Origin of the sequence: Priestia endophytica DSM 13796 (assembly GCF_900115845.1) — a bacterium.
GTDB classification, from domain to species: Bacteria; Bacillota; Bacilli; order Bacillales; family Bacillaceae_H; genus Bacillus_I; species Bacillus_I endophytica.
Window position 1 is genome coordinate 167,350 of sequence record NZ_FOXX01000010.1, and the last position, 21,898, is coordinate 189,247.

Annotated in this window: 27 protein-coding genes and 2 riboswitches; of the genes, 4 read left to right on the plus strand and 23 right to left on the minus strand. The window is 37.7% G+C overall.

The features are described 5' to 3' along the window. Position 1: 1 nt before the first annotated feature. The 5 genes from BM012_RS18125 to BM012_RS18145 all read right to left on the minus strand — a co-directional run bounded on the left by BM012_RS18125 (position 2) and on the right by BM012_RS18145 (position 5,609). On the minus strand, positions 2-868 hold the full coding sequence (locus BM012_RS18125; RefSeq protein ID WP_061806113.1) for an ATP-binding protein: 867 nt from the start codon (positions 866-868) through the stop codon (positions 2-4). A gap of 114 nt (positions 869-982) precedes the next feature. After that, the gene (locus BM012_RS18130; protein ID WP_019393383.1) at positions 983-1,186 is read right to left on the minus strand and encodes a DUF2187 family protein; all 204 of its coding nucleotides are present in this window, start codon (positions 1,184-1,186) and stop codon (positions 983-985) included. Positions 1,187-1,425: 239 nt separating this feature from the next. Further along, positions 1,426-2,676, minus strand: coding sequence for a hypothetical protein (locus tag BM012_RS18135; protein WP_061805962.1), 1,251 nt, complete (start codon positions 2,674-2,676; stop codon positions 1,426-1,428). Next, positions 2,666-4,651 carry an AAA family ATPase gene (locus BM012_RS18140; RefSeq protein WP_061805961.1) on the minus strand — a complete coding sequence of 662 codons (1,986 nt, stop codon included), beginning with the start codon at positions 4,649-4,651 and terminating at the stop codon, positions 2,666-2,668. The genes BM012_RS18135 and BM012_RS18140 overlap by 11 nt, the downstream gene beginning before the upstream one ends. Positions 4,652-4,673: 22 nt before the next feature. Next, complete coding sequence (locus BM012_RS18145) at positions 4,674-5,609, minus strand: alpha/beta hydrolase (protein ID WP_061805960.1); 936 nt, start codon at positions 5,607-5,609, stop codon at positions 4,674-4,676. 279 nt (positions 5,610-5,888) lie between these two features. Between BM012_RS18145 and BM012_RS18150 the strand changes: the two genes are divergently transcribed. After that, positions 5,889-7,091 (plus strand): MerR family transcriptional regulator, encoded by a 1,203-nt coding sequence (locus tag BM012_RS18150; RefSeq protein WP_061805959.1) that lies wholly within the window; start codon positions 5,889-5,891, stop codon positions 7,089-7,091. A gap of 32 nt (positions 7,092-7,123) precedes the next feature. On the opposite strand, the gene BM012_RS27110 is transcribed toward BM012_RS18150, so the two are convergent. Next, complete coding sequence (locus BM012_RS27110; protein WP_019393378.1) at positions 7,124-7,258, minus strand: hypothetical protein; 135 nt, start codon at positions 7,256-7,258, stop codon at positions 7,124-7,126. Positions 7,259-7,406: 148 nt separating this feature from the next. Beyond that, positions 7,407-7,508: riboswitch (TPP riboswitch) on the plus strand. Between the two features lie 83 nt (positions 7,509-7,591). On the opposite strand from BM012_RS27110, the gene tenA reads away from it, so the two are divergent. Next, positions 7,592-8,281, plus strand: a complete 690-nt coding sequence (gene tenA, locus BM012_RS18155; RefSeq protein ID WP_061805958.1) for a thiaminase II — start codon at positions 7,592-7,594, stop codon at positions 8,279-8,281. 26 nt (positions 8,282-8,307) lie between these two features. Here tenA and thiE read toward each other — a convergent pair whose 3' ends face one another. The 11 genes from thiE to BM012_RS18200 all read right to left on the minus strand — a co-directional run bounded on the left by thiE (position 8,308) and on the right by BM012_RS18200 (position 14,624). After that, complete coding sequence (thiE, locus tag BM012_RS18160; protein WP_061805957.1) at positions 8,308-8,937, minus strand: thiamine phosphate synthase; 630 nt, start codon at positions 8,935-8,937, stop codon at positions 8,308-8,310. Next, a complete protein-coding gene (gene thiM / locus BM012_RS18165) occupies positions 8,912-9,733 on the minus strand; it encodes a hydroxyethylthiazole kinase (RefSeq protein ID WP_061805956.1) in 822 nt (273 codons plus the stop codon). The genes thiE and thiM overlap by 26 nt, the downstream gene beginning before the upstream one ends. Then, complete coding sequence (gene thiD, locus BM012_RS18170; RefSeq protein WP_061805955.1) at positions 9,730-10,551, minus strand: bifunctional hydroxymethylpyrimidine kinase/phosphomethylpyrimidine kinase; 822 nt, start codon at positions 10,549-10,551, stop codon at positions 9,730-9,732. The genes thiM and thiD overlap by 4 nt, the downstream gene beginning before the upstream one ends. Then, positions 10,548-11,051 (minus strand): energy coupling factor transporter S component ThiW, encoded by a 504-nt coding sequence (thiW, locus tag BM012_RS18175; RefSeq protein ID WP_040058113.1) that lies wholly within the window; start codon positions 11,049-11,051, stop codon positions 10,548-10,550. Before thiW ends, thiD begins: the two co-directional genes overlap by 4 nt. Positions 11,052-11,135: 84 nt before the next feature. Beyond that, positions 11,136-11,246, minus strand: a riboswitch (TPP riboswitch). Positions 11,247-11,315: 69 nt separating this feature from the next. Next, the gene (locus BM012_RS25925) at positions 11,316-11,648 is read right to left on the minus strand and encodes a phytoene desaturase family protein (RefSeq protein ID WP_139210379.1); all 333 of its coding nucleotides are present in this window, start codon (positions 11,646-11,648) and stop codon (positions 11,316-11,318) included. Beyond that, a complete protein-coding gene (locus BM012_RS25930; RefSeq protein ID WP_082802652.1) occupies positions 11,597-12,271 on the minus strand; it encodes an FAD-dependent oxidoreductase in 675 nt (224 codons plus the stop codon). The genes BM012_RS25925 and BM012_RS25930 overlap by 52 nt, the downstream gene beginning before the upstream one ends. A gap of 163 nt (positions 12,272-12,434) precedes the next feature. Then, positions 12,435-12,755: an NAD(P)-binding protein gene (locus tag BM012_RS25935; protein WP_082802651.1), complete on the minus strand. Its 321-nt coding sequence runs from the start codon at positions 12,753-12,755 to the stop codon at positions 12,435-12,437. 100 nt (positions 12,756-12,855) lie between these two features. After that, positions 12,856-13,104 (minus strand): YueH family protein, encoded by a 249-nt coding sequence (locus tag BM012_RS18185; RefSeq protein WP_061805954.1) that lies wholly within the window; start codon positions 13,102-13,104, stop codon positions 12,856-12,858. A 60-nt stretch (positions 13,105-13,164) separates the two neighbouring features. Then, complete coding sequence (locus tag BM012_RS18190) at positions 13,165-13,734, minus strand: SCO family protein (RefSeq protein ID WP_064505046.1); 570 nt, start codon at positions 13,732-13,734, stop codon at positions 13,165-13,167. Beyond that, positions 13,735-14,130 (minus strand): FixH family protein, encoded by a 396-nt coding sequence (locus BM012_RS18195; RefSeq protein WP_061805953.1) that lies wholly within the window; start codon positions 14,128-14,130, stop codon positions 13,735-13,737. It abuts the gene before it with no gap. A gap of 47 nt (positions 14,131-14,177) precedes the next feature. After that, complete coding sequence (locus tag BM012_RS18200) at positions 14,178-14,624, minus strand: GNAT family N-acetyltransferase (RefSeq protein ID WP_061805952.1); 447 nt, start codon at positions 14,622-14,624, stop codon at positions 14,178-14,180. A gap of 155 nt (positions 14,625-14,779) precedes the next feature. Here BM012_RS18200 and BM012_RS18205 point away from each other — a divergent pair, with 155 nt between their 5' ends. Next, entirely contained in the window at positions 14,780-15,343 is a 564-nt protein-coding gene (locus BM012_RS18205; RefSeq protein ID WP_061805951.1) for a GNAT family N-acetyltransferase, read from the plus strand. A gap of 14 nt (positions 15,344-15,357) precedes the next feature. On the opposite strand, the gene BM012_RS18210 is transcribed toward BM012_RS18205, so the two are convergent. Genes BM012_RS18210 through BM012_RS18220 form a run of 3 tightly spaced genes read right to left on the minus strand, consistent with a single transcriptional unit; the run spans position 15,358 to position 17,592 of the window. Further along, positions 15,358-16,101 (minus strand): amino acid ABC transporter ATP-binding protein, encoded by a 744-nt coding sequence (locus BM012_RS18210; RefSeq protein WP_061805950.1) that lies wholly within the window; start codon positions 16,099-16,101, stop codon positions 15,358-15,360. Between the two features lie 17 nt (positions 16,102-16,118). Beyond that, positions 16,119-16,781, minus strand: a complete 663-nt coding sequence (locus BM012_RS18215) for an amino acid ABC transporter permease (protein ID WP_019393365.1) — start codon at positions 16,779-16,781, stop codon at positions 16,119-16,121. A gap of 34 nt (positions 16,782-16,815) precedes the next feature. Further along, positions 16,816-17,592, minus strand: coding sequence for a transporter substrate-binding domain-containing protein (locus BM012_RS18220; RefSeq protein ID WP_061805949.1), 777 nt, complete (start codon positions 17,590-17,592; stop codon positions 16,816-16,818). Positions 17,593-17,761: 169 nt separating this feature from the next. Here BM012_RS18220 and BM012_RS18225 point away from each other — a divergent pair, with 169 nt between their 5' ends. After that, a complete protein-coding gene (locus BM012_RS18225; protein WP_061805948.1) occupies positions 17,762-18,256 on the plus strand; it encodes a GNAT family N-acetyltransferase in 495 nt (164 codons plus the stop codon). A 10-nt stretch (positions 18,257-18,266) separates the two neighbouring features. Here BM012_RS18225 and BM012_RS18230 read toward each other — a convergent pair whose 3' ends face one another. The 3 genes from BM012_RS18230 to BM012_RS18240 form a co-directional block, all read right to left on the minus strand. Next, the gene (locus BM012_RS18230) at positions 18,267-19,661 is read right to left on the minus strand and encodes an alanine/glycine:cation symporter family protein (protein WP_061805947.1); all 1,395 of its coding nucleotides are present in this window, start codon (positions 19,659-19,661) and stop codon (positions 18,267-18,269) included. Between the two features lie 117 nt (positions 19,662-19,778). Beyond that, entirely contained in the window at positions 19,779-21,305 is a 1,527-nt protein-coding gene (locus BM012_RS18235) for a glycine betaine uptake BCCT transporter (protein WP_061805946.1), read from the minus strand. A gap of 226 nt (positions 21,306-21,531) precedes the next feature. Further along, positions 21,532-21,898: class II fructose-bisphosphate aldolase (locus tag BM012_RS18240; RefSeq protein ID WP_208608087.1), on the minus strand; the 367-nt coding region annotated here is incomplete at its 5' end.

Here is a 21,898-nt window from a genome sequence, read left to right on the forward strand (position 1 = left end):
CTTACTCAAAAAGAGTTTCAGCAATATTTTGGACAGCAGCCTTTTCACGCTCATCTTCTAATTTTTGAACAATACCACGCTCAATTGCTCGAAGCGGCGGCATATAAAGAGCAAGATCACACGTATCAATAAGCGCTCTGATTGAAGCTGCTTCTTCTGAAACTTGTCCGTTTTCTACTTGTGTAATTAAATCTGTTGAAAGTCTTACAAACTTATCAATCATTTTCTCGTCATTAAGGCGAGATTGTGAAGAAAGAACCGCTTTTAAGCTTTCTCCTTTAATATATGGAACATCAATAATGACGAAACGGTTTTTAAGTGCTTCATTCAAAGGTACTGTCCCAACATATCCTTCATTGATTGCAGCGATAACGCCAAACGTCTGCTCACCGCGCACAACTTCACCTGTAAACGGATTTGTAATCATTTTACGATAGTCGAGTACCCCGTTTAAGATTGGCAATGTTTCGGGCTTTGCCATGTTGATTTCGTCAATGTATAGAAGATGACCCTTTGTCATAGCTTGAATAACAGGTCCTGGTACAAAATCAATGTTTGTTTCTCCTCCGCTTGTATGAATCGTTTTAAATCCAAGCAACGCTTCGGCGTCAAGATCAACTGAACAGTTCACACTATGCATTGGCTGTTTGAAGTAAGCTGAGAGCGTTTCAGCTAGCTTCGTTTTCCCTGACCCTGTTGGTCCTTTTAAAAGTACGTTTTTTCCTAATGAAAGCGCGATAAGAGCATCCGTTATGATGGCCTCGTCTTCAGCCATATAACCGTCCTTTCCAATAAGACGCTCATCGTCTTGATATGCTCCTTGTTGTCTTTCTTCAATAAGATTTTCAATTTCTTTTGGTATATTCATTGTTGTTTCGTTCCTTTCTTCCACGCTTTTTTTCACTACTTTTATTGTACTAGAAAGCTTTTTCTCTTAAAAGAAAAATGATGAAAGGGACGCCTGTAAGCGTCCCTTTCGTTTTTAAGCTTTTACTTTTTTATAATTACGATGATTGATTACTGTACGAACAGGCTCACCAGAATCTGAGTCAACGCCCATTTCCACAATAACAGAGCTTTCACGCACTGTCATAACTTTTCCTTTGAATCCTTTGTACATTCCTTTATTAACTTGAATCATGTCACCAACGTCTGCCGTCGGTTGAGCTTTTGGCGTATTTTCCATATAGTTAGCGACTCCTTTTCATTTCAAAATTGCAAAGCATTAACAATCAATAAAGATCATTTTCATCTGTTTGTTTGCACTATTTGTTATTTTCATTTAGAACATAATTCTAGTGAATAATATAACGAAAATTTGACTCTTTGACAAGCTATGTTTCTTCTTTTGCAAATATTGTGGTAGAATCCGATCTTAAAACCTGACATTATTATACACTAAATTTGCGGTTTCTATTTATATTTTTAAGGTGTAATCGCTAAATTTGTTGAAGAAGAAAGACTGTACGCTGAAATTTTACCTTCTTCAATATTTGAAAAAGGTGCATCTCTTAAAAACAATCGCCCTTCAATCATCCCTTCTTTTGCATATGAGTTGTTTACCTTAGCAAAATATAGATAGTCACAAAGCTCCCGAAGCCCTTCTCTTGCGTATGTTTCAGAGTCCGTAAACTTAACTTCACCTACAACAGCTTTATACAGCTCATTGCGTCCTTTCTCTCTCATTTCAACAACAAGATCTGGACGTCCTTGCCAAAATATATGCTCTCTCGCCTTTGTTGCAAAAAACTGATTCCCTAACCGATTTGCTTCCTTTTGAGACAGAACTTTTCGTGCTAAATACGGATGATCGCTTTCATCGACTTCTCCCATTTTCACACTGAAGGAAAGAGCGGAACCTTTAGAGTTGTGATAAAGTTTGTACGTATAGCTCATATCTTCCCAGCTTGCAACTAAGTTTTCTCCTTCATATAAAAGATGAAGTGTAGCTTCTTTTGTATTTTCCTTGACGAGTTTTAATGCCCAGTAAAGTTCAAACAACACATCCATTTGCTCAGGTTGCCAAAATGTACGTTGAAAAAGATGCAAAAGATCTTCTTCATTCACTTTTTTAGCATTCAAACGATTGTACTGTAACAAAAGAAGTGCTGCTTGGCGGTACAAGCTTACTTTTGATGTTATGACATCTTTAATCTCTTCATTTGTTATTTCCTCACAACTTATGCTTGTTAATGGTGAAAATGCAAGATAGTTGTTTATTTTTTGTTCATAGTCTCTCACAGACGATAAAAGCTCTGTTTTTTCACCGTGCTTCTGCACTAATGAGCGTAACATATTGAGACACGCTTTTAAAACTTTATTTTCCTTTGTCCCGAATGTTCGGTTTTTCGAGCCACTGACATATGTCGCCCGATTTGTAAATCCCTCTCTGCTCCGAGCTTCAATAGTCTTTTTCCACTGAATATATCCTGCCATTTTCCCACTGTGCTTTTTATGAACATTTGTTGAAGAAGGAAAAAGCTCTCTTGTTTTCGCTAGCTTTTCCAAAAAAACGGCTGTTTCGTCTTGAAGTAGAAAATGAATCATTGCAAGCTCTTCAATTGAATCAATGTGAAAAGATGCTTTTTCAAAAAAAGACGAAAGAGAGAATCGATTTCCTTTTAGAAAAATAAGAAGCATGTCGCTCATCTCTTTCATCCATTCTCTATTGTTCATCTTTCCACTCCCTTCTTATTGTTTCTTCGTCAATAAAGTTTAGGGAACAAATTTCATTCATAAACTCTCTTTCTTGTTCAAACAAATGAATTTGAGGCCATAAAAACAGCTGAAAGGCAGATGTAAAATCTCCTTCATCTTTTGTAAAGAGAGCCACATCCTGAATAAGAGCAGGACCTATTTGTTCATATTGATTTATAACATGCCAAAGCTTTGTAAGTTCTGTAATAAATGGATAGTTTTCAATTCCCCATTTGTTCATATACCGAAGCAAAACTTTCTCAGTAATCTCACTTGGAGGATGAATAGAAATAAAGGCAAATCTTCTCATAAAAGCATAGCTCATTTGAAATAAAGTTGCTTTATCTCTTGTATTCATTGTGCCAATAAGTCTCCATGAGGAAGGAACGCTATATTCATGAACAGCATCTCTTCCTTCTTGTTGGGGGGAAATCGTTACGTTTTTTCCATTCTCCGCTTGAAATCCTAAAGAAACACCATCACCTGCTAAAACTGAAAGAAGAGCACCAAATGCTTGATCAAGGTCAGCTCGATTCATTTCATCAACAATAAGCCACTTATTTTGCTCTTTTTTCGTTCTGTCATCTTTAAAACATTGCAAAAAAAGACCGGGATGAAAAGCTAATGTCCCTTCTCTTGTTGGATGGTATCCTCCAATGGTTTCGAACGTTGACCAATCAGAAGAGGCTGTTGTAAATACAGACTGAACTCCATAACTTTTACAAACTTCACTCGCAAGCTTTGACTTTCCTGTACCAGGAGGACCTGCGAAAATTAAATGTTTTCCGTTTTTCAATGCGGATTGAATTTGCCTTTTCAAACGTTCTTCATCTTCAAAATAAAGGGAGGGAAACTGCACTTTATGTTCAAATGAAACAGGCTGACGCTCACTTTCTTCCCTTTTCCCATATGAAGCTCTTTCTTCTCGCACTGTTTGCCTATTAAGGCGAATAAGTCGTTCATAAGCTGTTTCATATTTCTGACGAAGACGTGAGAACGAAAAGTCTTCAATTCGATGAATAACGTCCATGTCTTTTTCATGCTCGTCCATAATGCCGTAGCGAATTTCATCTTTTTCAATTTCTAAAAAAAGTTTCACATGACCTTCTTGTTCTTTTGTATAAATAACAAGAGAAGGATATGAATCATTTTTAAATGTTGTAAGCTCCCTGGCCTTTTGAATACAAAGAGACGATAACTCTGGTATCTCACAGATTGCTCCGTGAACCATTTTCAAAAGAGCACAAACTCGTGCATCTTCCGCCTCTTCGTAAGGTTTTTCACTAAGATGCTTTAAATAATGAATACTAACAGGAACAAAAAGCTCTCTGTATTTTGTTATACAATAAAGGAAATCTTGCACATCAAGCATTGTCGCATGTTTTACTTCACGAGCCACAAATGGTAAAAGATGCTTACACAGTTCAACATACTGACTATAATTATCAGCAGCCCGTCCTAATTTCTCATGTGCTCCGATCATATTTTTAAATGTTTCAAGCACTTCTTTTTTGTACATAGGGTACGACGTATAGTCAAATGCCGCAAGTAAATAACCGAGAAGCGGAGCTCCTAATGAATAGCCACATGAGTGACTTTGACGAGTAGCCTCATTAAGTCTCTCTTTAAAAGGTTTCTCATCGTCATAAAGCGTTCTAAGCACATCTGTACATTGTTCTTCATGAGTGATAGAGAACCGTTCAAATTCGAGTAAGCTACGCCAATAAACAAAGTACCCGCTTGATGTATTTTCCTTTTTAAGATAATGAACGATTTCCCCAACCGTTTCTTTTGTTATAACACTTCTTTCCATAAATTCGTTTAACTCTTTTAATACATACCACTTATATTTTTGATCATAGTGAGCTGACTCTTTGAAGCGATTGTAATGAGCAAGAGCAATTGTAATAAACTCATCTTCTTCAAAAGGAAAGGCTCCAATTGTTTCCTTCATCTTTTTTCATCCTCTTGCAATTTTATTCTTTCTCTTTAGTTTGTACCACTTTCTCTATTTTTTGTAACACGATATTGCGAAATATTTCTTTTTCATTTAAAAGCTGATGATCTCCGCCATCTACTATAATGCACGAGAAGTTTGGAAATTTCTTTTGTAGAAATGGCAAGTTATAACGATGTAAAACTGTTTTATCTTTATTTCCTTGAATAAAGGTAACATCTTGGGTAGAAGCACACGTGTTGTCAAGCGTATGGGTCCATGCTTGTACAGCTTTTATCCATTCTAACGGAAGTTTTGTAAACTGAAGCGGATCCCTTCGCACCTCTTTAAGATATGCTTTATCGCTTGAATTGCGCCGAAATACTCGTTTGAAGCTTTTCACATATGGAAAAAGAAGCGGAATAAATAAAGCTGCGAGCTGCCACCCTTTCATTCGTACAAGAGGGGCAAGAAAGAACACATGCTTAAATGGGCATGCATGACTATCTTTTAAAAGATAATCAACAACAACCCCTGCCCCTGTGCTATGTGCAACAACAAATGGAGGAGTCCCTTTCTGACAATATGTATGGATAAAATGTGAGAATGCTTCTCTGTATTGAGAAAACTCTTTAATCGTCGCTTTCTCTCCTGTAGAGAGACCATGACCTTGTAAATCATAGCATATAACTTCATATTTCATATTTGTAAAATAGCGGATAGCATGCTTTAATGTTGCGCTATGATCATAATAGCCGTGAAGAACTACAATTGTTCCACGCTTATTCTCGGGACGAAAACGCTGCATGAAGAAAGATTGTGAACAGTGGTCAAAAAAACCGAACTCATACTGAAGGTTTGACACATCTAGCTTATAAAACTGAAGATAGTCCGTAATTTGATGATGCTCTTCCTTTTGCTGATACAAAGTTGGAAATGGAAACTGTTCTTTGTCTAGCGATTGAAAACTATACATGTCATCCTCCTCTTTCTCCATTTTATATCAGTATTCTCTTTTTACCAGAAGAAAATCAAAATAAAAAGGGTGACACTATAAGTCGAAATTTCTCTTCTTTTTATTTTAGTTGTAGCAAACAAACACTAGTTTTGACAACCTTTGTCTTTCAGCAGGAAAACGAGGCTTAATTGAAGGAATAGTGTATTAGTATAAAAAGACAAGATGAAAACATAACAATACCAATAATGGATTTTTTAATAAAAACTGACGTAACCCGCTTGAGGAGGAGTGAGTAAAATGCAAACGTATACGACGAAAGAAGCTGCTAAAAAGGTCAATGTTCCGCCAAGAATTATTAAACAATGGGAAAAAGAACTCGACGGATTTTTTTACATTCCTCGCACAAAACAAGGTGCACGCATTTATACAGAAGAAGAGCTCCAAATGCTGAGAACGTTAAAAGACATGTACGGAAAGAAAACAAAAAAAGAAGAAATTAAGCTGTTTCTTAAAAAGGCGAAGCAGAAGCCAGAGTCCCCACAAAATAGTACTGAGCAGTCTAATGTCTTATCCTTTGCTAAACATAACAGTTCTCTTAATGAAAATAGCAATGAAAAAAAACAAGCGTCACCTCCTTCTATCGATCAAAAAAAGCAGCAAAGAGTCGTTGAACAGCGTATTAAGGCTGAACGTGAACGCCAGCGTCTTCAGCAGGAAGAGAAGAAAAAGAACGAGGAACCTTCTACGATACGCCCAGTAGATTCTCCTCCTCAGCCTGTAAATCAAGTAAAAAGTGAATTGGTTGAAAAAGTCCAAACATACAAAGATGTATTTGAAGCTTTTGATACATTCAAACGCGAACTTTTAACAGAGGTGAGAAACGAAATTCGCGGTGAAGTGAGAAATGAAATTATTTCTGAAGTAAAAGAACAGCTTCAACATAACAACGAGCAGACGGTAGAAGCAATTGAAACGATTAATGCGGTTGTCTCTGAATCTGGTGAACAAACGTCGAAAGAAGTGCAAAGAGAGCTCAAACATGTTTCAAGCCGCTTAACAAAAATAAGCGAAGAAACAACTGAAGAAATGCAGGGGTATGTTGAGCAAGTCTCAGCAGAAGCATTAGACAGACAAGCTGAGCTCAAACATTGGCTTACAAATATTGAACAGTCGTCGGGAAGTTCAATGGATGAGATGAAAAAAATGGTTCATGAGTTAGAAGAGAATTCAAAGTCGACAAGCTTTGAACTTCGCTCGTTTGCTCATGAGATGACGAAGCGTTCAGACTGGAAAGCAGATGAAATGAAAGATTTAATTGATTCTATTAAACGTGACAGAGCAGCATATGTAAATGAACTAAAGCATGACAGACAAATGCACCGTCAAGATATCGAAGAGCGCGAGCGCCTCTTCCACGACTTTGTTCATAATTTCAGACAAACAGCAGCAGCTGAAGAAGAAGAAGAAAAAGTCAAATCATGGTGGAGGTTTTGGAAATAAAAGAAGAACGAGAGCCCATTTGGCTCTCGTTCTTAGCGTGGATTTGTTTTTTCTACAGATGTATGGGTACTTTTAGGATTTTCATTTATTTCACGTGCGATTTCCATTTTATTTGTTTTGTTCACACTTTGTAAACCAGACTTTGTTTTTTGATTACGCTTTGTCATCGCCTTTCTCCTCCTTTTATGCTGCTTTCCCTTTTAATATGAGCGAGAACACTCGCCTTCATAACCGAATTTGAAGCTTTACAAACATTTCCGAATAAGGGATATACAAAGATGGAAAAATCATGTTATACTAAGTGCAATTACATAGGAAGTCCACTAGGGGTGCCGTAATGGCTGAGATAAGAGCTTTCTTAATCCCTTTGAACCTGATCTGGCTTATACCAGCGTAGGAAAGTGGCAGCAGCGTTTTTTCGCTCGTTGTCCACTCTTGTTATTAAGAGTGGTTTTTTATTTCCTTTCCCTCTTGGCCTTCCACTATAAGGAGGAAAAACGATGTCTTTTAGTCAAGAACTTCGTCGCGTTGCAGCACCTGTTTATGAAGCAATTTTCAATCACCCTTTTGTGAAAGGAATTGGAGAAGGAAACGTTCCAAAAGATGCTCTTATTCACTACGTTTGTCAAGATTTCGAATATTTAACTTCTTTCTGCCGCGTATATGGCGTTGCTATTTCACGCTGTGAAAATCGTGAACAGATGGAACTTTTTAATGAACAAATCAATTTTGTGCTTCACAGTGAAGTTCATCCTCATCACAATTTCTGTGATGTTGCAGGGGTTAAATATGAAGATCTTCAAGCGAAACCACTAGCACCTGGCGCACATCACTATATTAACCATATGACAACCGTTGCTCAAACAGGCTCGCTTGGGGAAATCATCGCTGTTCTTCTTCCTTGCCCATGGACATACTTAGAAATTGGTCAAAAACTAATCGAGAAACACAATCCAACAGAAGATCATCCTTTCTATGAATGGATTATGTTTTATGGCAAAAAAGAAATGGACACTGTAACACACAAGCTTTGCGCTCTCTTAGATCAGTGGGCAGAAGGAGCTTCAGAGCGTGAAAAAGAAAAAATGAAAGATCATTTCATTAAAAGCTGTGAACTTGAGTATTTATTCTGGGATATGGCTTATCAAAAACAGCAGTGGCCAAGTGAAATGAGCCCTGTAGAAGCATAAAAAGAGAGACAGATGTCTCTCTTTTTTTATTGAAGAACTAATTTCTCATTTAGTTCTTCCGCTGCTTTCTTCGGGTCTTGACTTTTTAAAATAGCTGACACAACAGCAGCTCCTCTAATACCTGTTCCATTTAATTTTTCAATGTTTTCAGCTGTAATTCCACCAATTGCAACAGCTGGAATGCGTACACTTTCCGTAATTTCAATCAGTTCTTCTTTTGTAATTCCTTTTGCATCAAGTTTTGTGCTTGTTGGAAAAACAGAGCCAACTCCAATATAATCTGCTCCGTCCTCAACTGCTTTTTGCGCTTCTTGAACCGTTCGAACAGATACGCCTACAATCATATCTCCTACAAGAGAACGTACAACTTTTAGTGGCAAATCGTCTTGCCCAACGTGTACACCAGAAGCCCCAACAGCAAGTGCTACATCTACTCTGTCATTAATAATGAGCGGAACGTGAAAACGATCAAGAAGCTTTTTAAGTCGAAGGGAACGCTCATAAAACTCTTTTCCGTCCGCTTCCTTTTCACGAAGCTGTACGAGCGTTACCCCTCCTTCGAGCGCTTTTTCCACTTTTCCTAAAAGTTCTTCTTCTGTTCCCCCAAACAAATCTGTAACAAGATACATTTTATAAGATAGGTTGTCTTGCTTCATACATTTTCACCTCTTTTTCCCACGTTGTACTCTTAAGTGTTGATAGTTCGTCAAAAAGATTAATTTTAAAAGTGCCAACTCCTTCTCCTTCTTTAAGACGCTTTACGGCTCTTTCTCCAGCAAGTCCCATATAGGAAATACCAGCAATCGCTCCTTCTAGCACACTCCCGCTTGCTCCAACAAAACAGCCGATAATAGATGCTGTCATACATCCTGTCCCACTTACACGCGTTAACATCTGGTGACCATTCTCTACGTAGACGACACGCTCTCCGTCTGTAATAACGTCAATTTCTCCACTTATAACAACAACAGTGTTATACTTTTTGGCCGTTTTTTTAGCAATTGTAGTTTTATCTTCGCCAACTTCTCCAGCATCAACCCCTGAGGTTTTAGCTTCTACTCCAATGAGAGATGCTACTTCAGAGACATTCCCTCTAATAACGGTTACCTTTACTTGCTCTAACAGCCACTGAGCAGATTTCGTACGATATGTTGTAGCCCCAACTCCAACAGGATCAAAGATAACTGGAATACCTTTTTCATTTGCTTTTTTCATTGCTTTTTCCATCGCAGCAAGAGACTCTTTTTTTATTGTCCCAAAATTAATGACAAGTGCAGAAGAAATAGACGTCATTTCTTCTACTTCTTCGATGGCATCTGCCATAACAGGCGAACCGCCAGCAGCAAGTGTTGCATTTGCACAATCATTAATTGTTACGGCATTTGTAATATGATGAACAAGAGGATTTTCTTCTCTTGTTTTCTTTAACAACTCACTAATTCTTTGTTTCATATTTTGAATCCCTCCTCTTTATAGACACCCGCTTTTTCGTAAAGATCATAAAAATGATGAGTTGGACCATGTCCGCTTCCGATATTTAAGCTATTCTTAATAGCTCCTGTAATATATTCTTTTGCTTGTTTTACCGAATCTTCAAGCACTAATCCTCGTGCTAATCCTGCTGAGATGGCAGCTGAAAGCGTGCAACCTGTGCCATGCGTGTTTTTTGTTTGAATTCTCTTCCCGTAAAAGTGTGTGAACGTTTCCCCATTAAAAAGAACATCTGTTGGTTCTTCTTCTAAATGTCCACCCTTCATTAAAACGGCTGATGGACCTTCCTTTATTAAAAGGCGTGCCGCATCTTCCATCTCCTTAATTGTCTTAATCTCTGCTCCTGTAAGTTTGCATGCTTCAGGAACGTTCGGTGTTACAACTGACGCAAGAGGCAATAGTTCTTCTTTTAATGCCTCAACAGCTTCCGGGTGAAGCAAGTCATAGCCGCTTTTTGAAATCATCACAGGATCTAATACAACATGTGAGGCATTGTATTCCTTCAGCTTTTTAGCAACCACTTTAATTGTTTCAACAGTTGAGAGCATTCCAATTTTCACACTATCAACTTTAATATCGGTAAAAATAGCATCAAGCTGATCTTCAATGATGTTTGGAGAGATATCTTGCACAGAAAGAACACCTCTCGTATTTTGAGCAGTAACAGCAGTAATGACGCTCATTCCGTACGTACCAAGTGCTGAGAAAGTTTTTAAATCTGCTTGAATTCCTGCTCCTCCTGAACTGTCAGAGCCTGCAATTGTTAAAGATGTTTTCATGAATTTAGCCTCCTTAAATTTTCAATTCCATTTCGTTTTATAAGTACACGCAAAAAGATATAGCCAAGTAACGCTCCACCAAACGAGCTCATGATAAATGATGGAACAAAAGCAAAGAGAGCGACGTTTTTCCCTAGGAAAAGGAGAGCAAAAGGATACGCTATTATGGCCCCGATAATCCCTGTTCCAACGACTTCTCCTAACGCAGTGAGCGCCATGTTCTTCGTTTTCTGATATAAAAATGCTGCTAAAAAGGCCCCAATCATACTTCCTGGGAAAGCAAGAATTGAACCCGTCCCAAACAAGTTGCGTAAAAGCGATGTTCCAAACGCACATAAAACAGCGTAAAAAGGACCTAATAATACAGCAGAAAGCACGTTAATCACGTGCTGTAACGGAAATATCTTGGCAAACCCAAGTGGAATGTAAAAAAGATGACTTGTTAACGTTCCAATTGCCATTAAAAGGGCTGTTGCTGATAGCTTCGTTGTTTTACGCAAAAAAAGCTCCTCCTATGAGCACTAGGAGAAGCTTGTTATGTAAGTAAAGAGTACAACTTAAAAAGCCGATTTGTACACTTCAATTAATATCGTAACGCGACTTCCCTACGCTAGTTTTAACTAGTTCAGGTTTGAAGGGTCAAAGACAAAAGGTCTTACTCTCAGCCGGCTTTTCCAGCTCCCCTAGTGCATAATACTTATGAATTTTTCTTTATTATATCAATTTTCGACAAAGTTGCAAAGGTAAAACGTTTAAAGGCTATACTAATCATTTGTGATAGATCTAAAAACATGGTAACCGCTCACGTTTACCCCAATCGTTCCCCCACCAGGAAAAATGGTGTCACCACAGAGCCATAATCTGTCTACTCCACTTCTGTGCGAAACAGCGTTAAAAAACGTATTTTCTTTTGTTTGGGGAAACCCACCAACTTCCCTTCTCACAACAAACTTCTCCCATGCTTCAGGCTCTCCTGACAACTCGTGCACAATCCCTTCTTCAAAACGTGGAAAAATGGTAAGAACACGTTCCCTTATCTTGCTCTTTAGCACTTGTTTACGATCAGCATTCCATCCAAATGAACGTGTGTTGAACATGCTAATGTTCTATACCCATCAGGAGCCCGCAGCGTGTCGCCCTTTTTAGAAAGAGAAAGAAAAACGTGCTCACCTTCAGCAACTCCTTTCCCTGTTAAAACTTGTTGAAAAAGAGGTGAATCTGAAGGGATCACCCTTTCTTCTAGGGCAAAATACATCGTACACGCCCCCACTGTTCCTTGTCTTTCTTTTATTTTTGGAGAAAGATTTTGTACAATCCTCTCTTCAAGTAACCCCAGAAGCTGCCCAAGAGGGAGGTTGCTAACAACATATTCAGCTTTATACCTTTGTTTGTATTCATCTTCAACTGTAAATAGGGCACCTCTTTTTTCTACATGTATAGCTTTACAATGCAGCTTCACTTCCCCACCATGATGTTCGATAAATGTTTGAAGTTTCCTTGCTAAAATAAACAGTTCGCCTTCAACATAAAAAGCTCCTTCATGATAAACATCAAGCGCAAAAGCTCCCATTAAAAGCGAGCAGTGCTCTGTTGTTGTTTGCATGCTATCAATGATTTGCCTGTCAAGAAGGTGAATAAAAGATTGGCAGTCTTCTAAACCATGTTTTTTCACTAAATCAGCAACCGTTTTCGTAAATAAAAGAAGAAAGAAGAGATACATCACTTAGCCCTAGAGAAGAAAAAAGATACCTCCACTCTTGAGGCGTTTTAGGGGGCATAACCGGAACTCGTCCAATGAGCCTTCTCACTTTTCGAGCAATTTTCCATAGCTTCTCATAAAAGGAAGATAGATTCTCTTTGTAATGCGGAAAAACTTGAACAAGCTATTTAAGATGATTTGTCCTGTTCTGAAAAATAGAAAGAGGTGCAGAAAAACCCGTAATTCTAATTGCTTCTGAAAGGGGAAAAATGTTTACATTAATGCCTAGATAACGTAGGATTTTGTTGTGAATCCCTTCCTCTTCAAATCCCATTCCAAATGTAGCTCCAACAGGGAAAGAGAACAGATCTTTGAAAAATTTCCCATCGCATCCTCCAACTTCTCCACCTGCTTCAAGTACTATTACTTTATATCCGTGCTTTGAAAGAAGTGCTCCTGTTGTTAAGCCACCTATTCCACCACCAATGATAATTGCATTTTCCATTGTTTTCACCGCTTTACGTTTTTCTTATGGTGTAACATGCGATAGGGGTTCATGCAACAATGGATATGCAAAAAGACGCTTAAGTTTAGACTTAAGCGTGCTACATTTCGCGAACCCAATAATTTATTTTAGCCGTCATTTCACGACCAACTTCTTCATTTGTACGCTCTTTTAACGAGGCGAATACGCGCATTTTCATTTCTTCAATCTCTTCTTCATAGGAAACAACTGTTGACCATTCCAAATCAGGAATTGCAATAAGTGTTGTTTCTTCTTTTTTGTTTTCATGAAGGTACACTTGTCCAACTTTTCTTCCTTCATAATCAATGTTTGCCATTCTAATTTTCATGCTAATCCCTACTTTCTTTCACTTTCACCATACAACTATACCGTCAAAAAGGATGATTGACTAGTTCTTTTCCTCCGCTTTTTCTGCTTCTTTTAAAATATCATCGTAGGGAGGGTTCTTCACTCCTTCAAATGTTTCTACTATTTTCCCATCTTTGTCTACAAGATAAAAAGATGTAGAATGAAGAACTTGATCACTTTCTTCAGGTTTTTTAACGATAGCTGAAAAATTTTCTTTGGCAAATGTCTCAATTTCCTTCTGCTTATATCCCGTTAACACATTCCAGTTTGAGAAATCTCCTCCGTGATATGCAACATATTCTTTTAACTTTTCAGGTGTATCAACTTCTGGATCAACACTAAAAGAAACCAATTGGACGTCGATTCCTTGTTTCGCAGCTCGCTCTTGAATTTTTTTCATATTGGCCGTCATTGGAGAACAAACAGTGCGGCAGTTCGTAAACATAAAGTCCGCAATCCATACTTTTCCTTCTAGCTCTTCGGATGAAAATGTTTGATTTTCTTGATTTTGAAACGAAAAAGAGATGCCTTCTTCCTTTGAACAACCGAAGAGGAAGAAAAGCATCAAAGCTGTTAAAGCTGTTTTACTTAATACTTTCACATCTTTCACCTATTTCTCTCCTATGACTTTAACCTCTTTTTCAGGCATAACATGCTGAGAATGAGCAAGAACATGGACTTGCACAACATATGTCCCCTCTTTTTCAAAACGGTGTTTGATTGTATATATCCCGTTCTCCTCCTCCTCCGCTTTTATCATCTCTCCTTCTTCGTCACTGTTCGCTTCCTTGAACTCAAAATCAACAGTATCTGCTTTTTTTACTTTTTCATCTCCATATGTAACAGTTGCTTCATACAACACATCTTCATTCTGTTGAACAGTTGACGGAACATCTAACTCTACTTTAAGTTCCTCTGTATCATTATTTGCTGTATTCTCCCCACTTGTTTCACTACTGCAACCAGCCATAAATGCGAGTGCTAAAACGAGCAAAATCTTTTTCATCCCATCCCTCCTCATTTTATTAGTTCTGGTTTTTTTAAAAATTTCCTTTAAAAGTGTGAAAGGTACTTTGTTAATGTGATTCTATCCTTTTTCACATCATACTCATGTTTCTCATAAAACTTCTTTGCTCTACCATTTGCTGATGTGTGTAAATCAATTTTATTTCCTCCTCTCTTCACAACTTCCTCTTCTAACAACTGCAGCATAGTTGATCCATAACCTTTACCACTTTTCGCTACAGACACACAAAGCTCAGCTAAATAGAATGTTCTGCCTCCATATGTTCGTTTAAAGTTGCCCGCTGCTAGGCCAACAAGCTCTCCTTCTTCTTCAAATAAGAATCCTAACATTTTGGGAGTATGTAATAAATCAGTAAGCCTTTCCTTTGCCGCTTCATATGACCAATTCTCATTCCATGGAGGTTGTTTAAATACTTCTCTGTAAAGCTCAATACATTTTTCTAAATTACTAGTTGATATGTTTATTTTCTTCATATGCTCGCTCCTCACTTCAATATATTGTAAAAATTCTTTTTTATGAAATTACATTTCTTTTATTATAACGAAAAAAAGTTTCTCTTTCTTCCTTCAAAAAAATGGTGTAAAATAATATTCATTTCAAGAAAATTCTAACAAAGAGAGATGAGAACATGTTTCCTTATAAGATTAATGATCATATTACGCTAAGGCTTGTAACAGAAAATGATGGTGAAGCTCTTTTTTCACTTGTAACAAAGGAACGGCAACATTTAAGAAAATGGCTTCCATGGGTTGATTCAACAACTCTTAGTACATATAGTGAACTAATCCCAATATGGATCAAACAATATGAGGAAAAAGCAGGCTTGCAAGCTGCTATTTTATATGACAACGTCATTATCGGCATGATTGGACTTCACTCCATTCAATGGCAAAACTCCCAAACAAGCATTGGGTACTGGCTTTCTGAGCGTTATGAAGGAAAAGGTATTATGACAAAGTGCGTAGAAGCTCTCCTACATTATAGTTTTCATGAAAATGGGTTAGAAAGAGTAGAAATTCGCTGTGGCCAAGGTAATGTAAAAAGCAATCGAATTCCGATTAAGCTAGGCTTTACCCATGAAGGAACTGCTCGTCATGCTGAGTTTTTATATGATCATTATCATAATTTAGAAGTATATAGCTTACTGCATGAAGAATGGAAAAGCCTTCACAGAGAAAAAACGCCTCTTTAAAAAGAGGCGTTTTCTTATCTAAGCACTGTATTGAAAAATTCTTTTGTTCTTTCTTCTTTTGGTTCATGAAATATTTCATGTGGATGGCCAACTTCGACAATCTTTCCATCATGCATATATATAACCCAATCACAAACTTCACGTGCAAAGCCCATTTCATGCGTTACAACGACCATTGTCATTCCTTCTGCAGCTAGTTCTTTCATTGTTGCTAGGACCTCCCCAACAAGCTCTGGATCAAGCGCTGAGGTAGGCTCATCAAAAAGCATAATGTCAGGCTTCATGGCAAGTGCCCTTGCGATAGCAACCCGCTGTTTTTGCCCACCTGAAAGTTTGTTTGGATACACATTTTCTTTATCAGCTAAGCCAACTTTCTGTAAAAGCTCTCTTGCTTCTTGGACTGCTTGCACTTTATTTACCTTTCGAACGTGGATGGGCGCTTCTGTAATGTTTTGCAAAACGGTTTTGTGCGGAAACAGATTAAAGTGCTGAAAAACCATCCCAACTCTCTGTCTAATTTCATTAATATTATGAGTTGATCGTTCAATTTTTTCATCCTCAATCCAAATATGACCGCTATCTTTTTCTTCTAAAAAGTTTAAACAACGGAGCAGAGTACTTTTTCCAGAGCCGCTTGCACCTATTAAACAAACGACGTCACTTTCTTTTACAACCATATTAATGTCTTTTAATACGTGAAGATCTCCAAAAGACTTGTTCAGATTTTCAAGCTTAATCATCGTGCGTTTCTCATCCATGTTACGCTCTCCTCCCTTTAATCACTTGTTCGTAGTTTTCTTTCGAGTAAGTTAACGGCAACAGTTAGAAGAAGAACAAGAATCAAGTAGTAAATCGCCACAATTAAAAGGTATGTCATTTCATCAAAATTGTTTGATCCATATGTTGTAGCAATATTAAAGAGCTCGTTCATTGAAATAAAAGCAGCTAGTGATGAATCTTTTAAACCGATAATAAATTGATTTCCAAGTGGCGGCAATGCTCGTCTAAAAGCCTGAGGAAGGATAATACGCCTCATTGTAAGCCCTGCTGTCATGCCGAGAGAACGCCCTGCTTCTGCCTGCCCTTTTTCAATAGACTGAATGGAGCCGCGAAAGATTTCTGCGATATAAGCCCCGTTGTGAACAGCAAGAGCGATAGAAGCAGCCCAAAAGTCTGGAATAAGAAAAATATTGCTCATTCCGAAATACAAAATAAAGATTTGGACGATAAGGGGAGTTCCTCGAATTAAGTAAACATAAATATCAGAGAGCCACCCGAGCGGCTTAACACCTGAAATTTTCAAAAGAGCAAAGACGAGACCAATCACAACTCCGAGTAGAATTGAAACTACTGTTAACTGTAGCGTTACAACCATGGCATCAAAAAAGATTGATCTTGTATCAATTAGCGTTGTCCAAAAATGCGAAAATGTTGGCACTCTCTTTCCTCCTCTTTATAGAATATTTAGCGTTTTATTCTGGTTTTACCGTAATATCTTCCTTAAAATATTTCTCACTAATCTTTTTCAATGTTCCATCTTCACGCAGTTTTTCAAGCGCACCATTAATATCTTCTAAAAGCTGTTCATTTTCTTTCGAAACGGCAATAGCTTGCTCACTTCTTCCTAAAAGCTCCTTTTCTTGGATCTTAAATCCTTCTCCAATTGCTTCTTTTCCGGTTACAAAATCGGTAATAACAGCATCATGACGACCTTCTGCAAGAGCTTTTAAAGCTGTGATGTCACTGTCATATGTTTTAATTTTATTTGTGTACTTTTTTGCTTCATCGGCATATGTAGAACCTTTTGACACAGCGACTTCTTTATCTTTTAAATCTGCCGATGTCTCAATGTCACTATCAGCACGGGTAAAAATTTGTGGTCCTGAATAGTAATACGGAGTTGAAAATGCAACATGTTTGCTTCGTGCTTCGTTGACCGTATGACTTGCGACAGCTGCATCAAACCGCCCTGTTTTCACGCCTTCAATAATACTTTTAAATTTCATCTTCTCTGGCTGAGCTTCAAGACCTAACTCTTTTGCAACAGCTTCTCCAACTTCAACATCAAATCCCGTTACTTCTCCGTCTTTCATATAGCTAAACGGTTTAAATTCCCCTGAAGCTACAAATGTGAGCGTTTCTTCTTTCACAAGTTTTGCTCCACTTTTGGTTTCGGTTTTACTCGCACCACATGCAGCGAGTATCGTAATAGCAAGGATGGTAACAAATGATAATAAAAGCTTTTTCATTTTTATCTCTCCCTTACATTTTATAGAACTGCTCGCAATGAACAGTTTACTTGTATAAGGATAACAAATAATTTGAAATTTTACAAAATTGAGAAAATAATACTACACATTCTCTTATATAAATCATGAATGATGTCTATTATGATAAAAAGAAAGGAGGATGAAATGAATGAAGCTACCTAAAGAAACCACACGCCTTTATTTCCAGCCCATTACAGCGAAGCATAGATCCTTTTTAGAGATTCTATTTAAAAGATCTATGCTGCCGTTTGTTAATCAAAATCACCATATCGAACAATGTATGAACCATATTCGCAATCAATATATAACGTTTAAAATTGGCCTTTGGGCTGTCCATCGCAAAACAGATCACAAAGCGATTGGGGTAGCAGGACTTCTGTTAAATAAAATAAATCATAACACTGTAATTGAACTTGGCTATGCTATTCATCCGGACTATCAAGGAGAAGGGTATGCAACAGAAGCAGCAAGATCATGCTGTTTGTTCGGTTTTCATGTCCATCGCTTCCCAAAAATTTACGCTCGTGCTCATCCTGATAATAAACGCTCTATCTCTGTTTTACAGAACTTAGACTTTCTGTGCAGACAAGAAATAGGAGAGGCTGAACCTTCTCTTCTTTTTGAAAGTACATCTATCATGTAGCAATCATATATCAAAGAGATGAGTTCACATTTTTGTCTTTATTGATATCTAATAAATAATATTGTTCACTTGTAAAAAATTCTTCTTTTAGCTCCTTCACTTTTTTACTCAATAGTACAATAGCGAGTAAATTTGGCAACAAAATAGAGGCAAGCGCAATATCTAGAAAACTCCATATTACTTTAGCTCCACCAACAGAGCCTACAATAATAGCCCCTAGGTATACAACCTTCATCACATGCCCTATTTTCACACCAAATAAAAATTCTGCTTGCTTTACACCATAAAACACTAAAACAAGTGCCGTTGATAAGACAAAGAAACAAAGAGAAATCGTGACAATATAACTTCCGACTGTGCCGAATGTTTCAGTAAATGCAACTGTCGCTAAAGCATCCGTATCTTTGGAAGCGCCCATTTTTGTCCATACTCCTGTAGATAAAATCACAAATGCTGTAGCTGTGCAAACTACAATTGTATCAACAAAAATACCGACAATAGCCCAAAACCCTTGTCTTACTGGATGATCCGTTTTCGCAGCTGCATGTGCAATAGGAGCTGTCCCAAAGCCAGCTTCATTCGAATAGAGACCTCTAGCAAAGCCCCATCTAATGATGTCACTTAGGGCTGCTCCTGCAAACCCACCTACAGCTGCCACAGGTTGAAAAGCGGAAGAAAAAATAAGTGACAAGACATTTGGAAATTGGTCAATATGAATAATAACAACCAAAAGAGCAGCTCCAACATAAAGTAAGGCCATAAAAGGAACAAACATCTCTGTTGTTTTTCCTACTCTCTTAATTCCTCCAATTACAATCAAACCAATGAGGGCACTTGTGATAATCCCTGTAATGAGGGGAGAGACAGAAAATGTCTGAGAAACAGATCCAGCTAGTGAATTCCCCTGTACCATTAGACTTGGAATAACTTCAATCATTAGAGCAAAAGCAAAAAAGATACCAAGCCATTTCATTTTTAATCCTTTTGTTATGTAATACATTGGGCCACCTACATACTCACCTTCACTGTTCTTTTCTCGATAATGGACAGCAAGTACGCTCTCTGAAAATTTAAGTGCCATTCCAAAAATGGCAATCACCCACATCCAAAAAACAGCACCAGGCCCCCCAAACATAATAGCCGCTGGAACCCCAACAATATTAGCAGCTCCAATTGTTGAAGAGAGAGCAGACGTTAAAGCTTGTAAGGGAGTTACCGTTCCTTCTCCTTTTGGTTTTTTAAATACGCTTCCAAATGTTTGTTTCATGATGTAGAGGGGATATCTAAATTGAAAGAATTTCAAGAGTACTGTCATATAAAGGCCGACAGCAGTTAATGTAATAATAAGAGGAAGCCCCCATATCCAATCTGATACTTTTTGAACGACGTTCAGAAATTCATCCATTTTTGTCCTCCTTTTCTTTTCATTCTCACAATGACTTTTCCCCTAGGTTTTTTTATTTAAACTACATAAAAAAACCTCTTACAGAAGTAGACGCTTCTGTAAGAGGTTTTCTTTGCGTTATGATACTTTTTTCGTTTTATTACCTTGTTTCACTTGCTTATAATCTTTGCCTAAGGCTTTAATAAGCGAGGCTGTCATTAAAATCATAATGATTGAGAATGGGAACGCGGCAAGAATTAACATATTTTGTAAATTAGTTAACGCTGTTTCCCCTCCAGAGTAAAGAAGTACAAGCGCTACTGCTGCTTGTAAGAATCCCCATGTTAATTTTACATTACCACTTGGGTTTAATGATCCATTTGTTGACTGCATACCTAGTACAAACGTTGCAGAATCGGCAGATGTAATAAAGAATGTTCCAATTAAACATAGTCCAACGATAATTGCAATTGTTCCCATTGGGAATTGTTGTAGTGTTCCAAAAAGAACATTTTCAGTTGGAAGTTTTTGTAAAGAAGCTAACCCCTTTTGTTGCACATCAATCGCACTTGTACCAAACACAGCAAACCAAAGCATGCTGACAATAGCAGGTACAAATAGAACTCCAAATACAAATTCACGAATGGAACGACCTTTTGATACACGTGCGATAAATAATCCAACAAACGGACTCCATGCAATCCACCAAGCCCAGTAATAAATTGTCCATGAATCAATCCATCCACGATTTTCTTCATTTAAAGGCGACAATCTAAAGCTCATACGTGGCAGATTCTGAATATAAGAACCTAAAGTGTCTACAAACATGTTTAAAATATAAACCGTTGGTCCTACAAAAAGTACTACTAAAAGTAAAAGAGTAGCTAATCCTAAGTTAGCATTACTTAAAATCTTAATTCCTTTACTTAAACCACTCCATGCCGAAATCATAAATAAAATGGTAACAATTACAATAATAATAACCTGGGTTCCAAAACTCTTAGAAATGCCTGTTAAGAACGATAATCCTCCATTGATTTGGATAGCACCTAATCCTAAAGTTGTGGCTACCCCTACAACTGTAGCAAAAATAGCAATAATATCAATTATCTTACCGATTGGTCCTTCTGCTTTTTTACCTAAAACCGGAGATAATGTGGCACTAATGAGCCCTGGTTTACCATGACGGAATTTGAAATAAGCAAGAGCTAGTGCTACAATTCCATAAATCCCCCAAGCATGAAGGCCCCAATGGAAGAATGTATAGCGTAATGCATCACGTGCAGCTGTGTTTGTTCCTGTTTCTACTCCTTCTGGTGTGCTTGTCATAAAGTGACTAATTGGTTCTGCTGCTCCCCAGAAAACAAGTCCTGTTCCCATTCCAGCACTAAATAACATGGCGAACCATGTTGGCGTACTGTAATCTGGTTTACTATCTGGACTTCCTAACTTAATTCTACCGTATTTACTCAAACCTAATGCAATGCAGACAATTAAAAACAGGGATACAATCAACAGATAATACCATCCAAAATTAGAGGTAAGGAAAGAACGAACATTCCCTATAATGCTTCCAAAGTTATCAGGCGCTACTGCTCCCCATATCACTACAGCCAGTGTAACAAATACTGACCACCAAAAAACGCCAGTGACTTTATTATTCATATATCAATTCTACACCTTCCTATTTGATTTTCGCCTTTTCTTATTTTCCACCTTTCACTCTAAACTAAACCTTTTTTCCTACTGTGTTTTCTCACCTCTCTAACCAGTATTGAGTAAAAAATAAAAAAGCATTTGACGGATCAAATGCTTTTTTGTTTTTCGTTTTCAAGGCGATAAAATTACTGTTGTATTGTATGATAAAGCTAAAACTATATGTTCTTGAAAATTACGCTTTGTTTGAAGAACCAAACTCACGCATTTTACCGATAACCGTTGCTTTAATTGCTTCACGAGCTGGTCCTAGGTATTTACGTGGATCATATACTTCAGCGTCTGTTGCTAATACTTCACGAACAGCTTTTGCAGAAGAAATTTGGTTTTCTGTGTTTACATTGATTTTAGCTGTACCGAAAGAAATCGCTTTTTGGATATCTTTTGTTGGAATTCCAGTACCACCGTGTAATACAAGCGGCATGTTTGTAAGGCCACTGATCTCTTCCATTTCCTTGAATCCTAAGTTTGGCTCCCCTTTGTAAGGACCATGAACAGAACCAAGTGCTGGAGCTAGGCAGTCGATACCTGTACGCTCTACA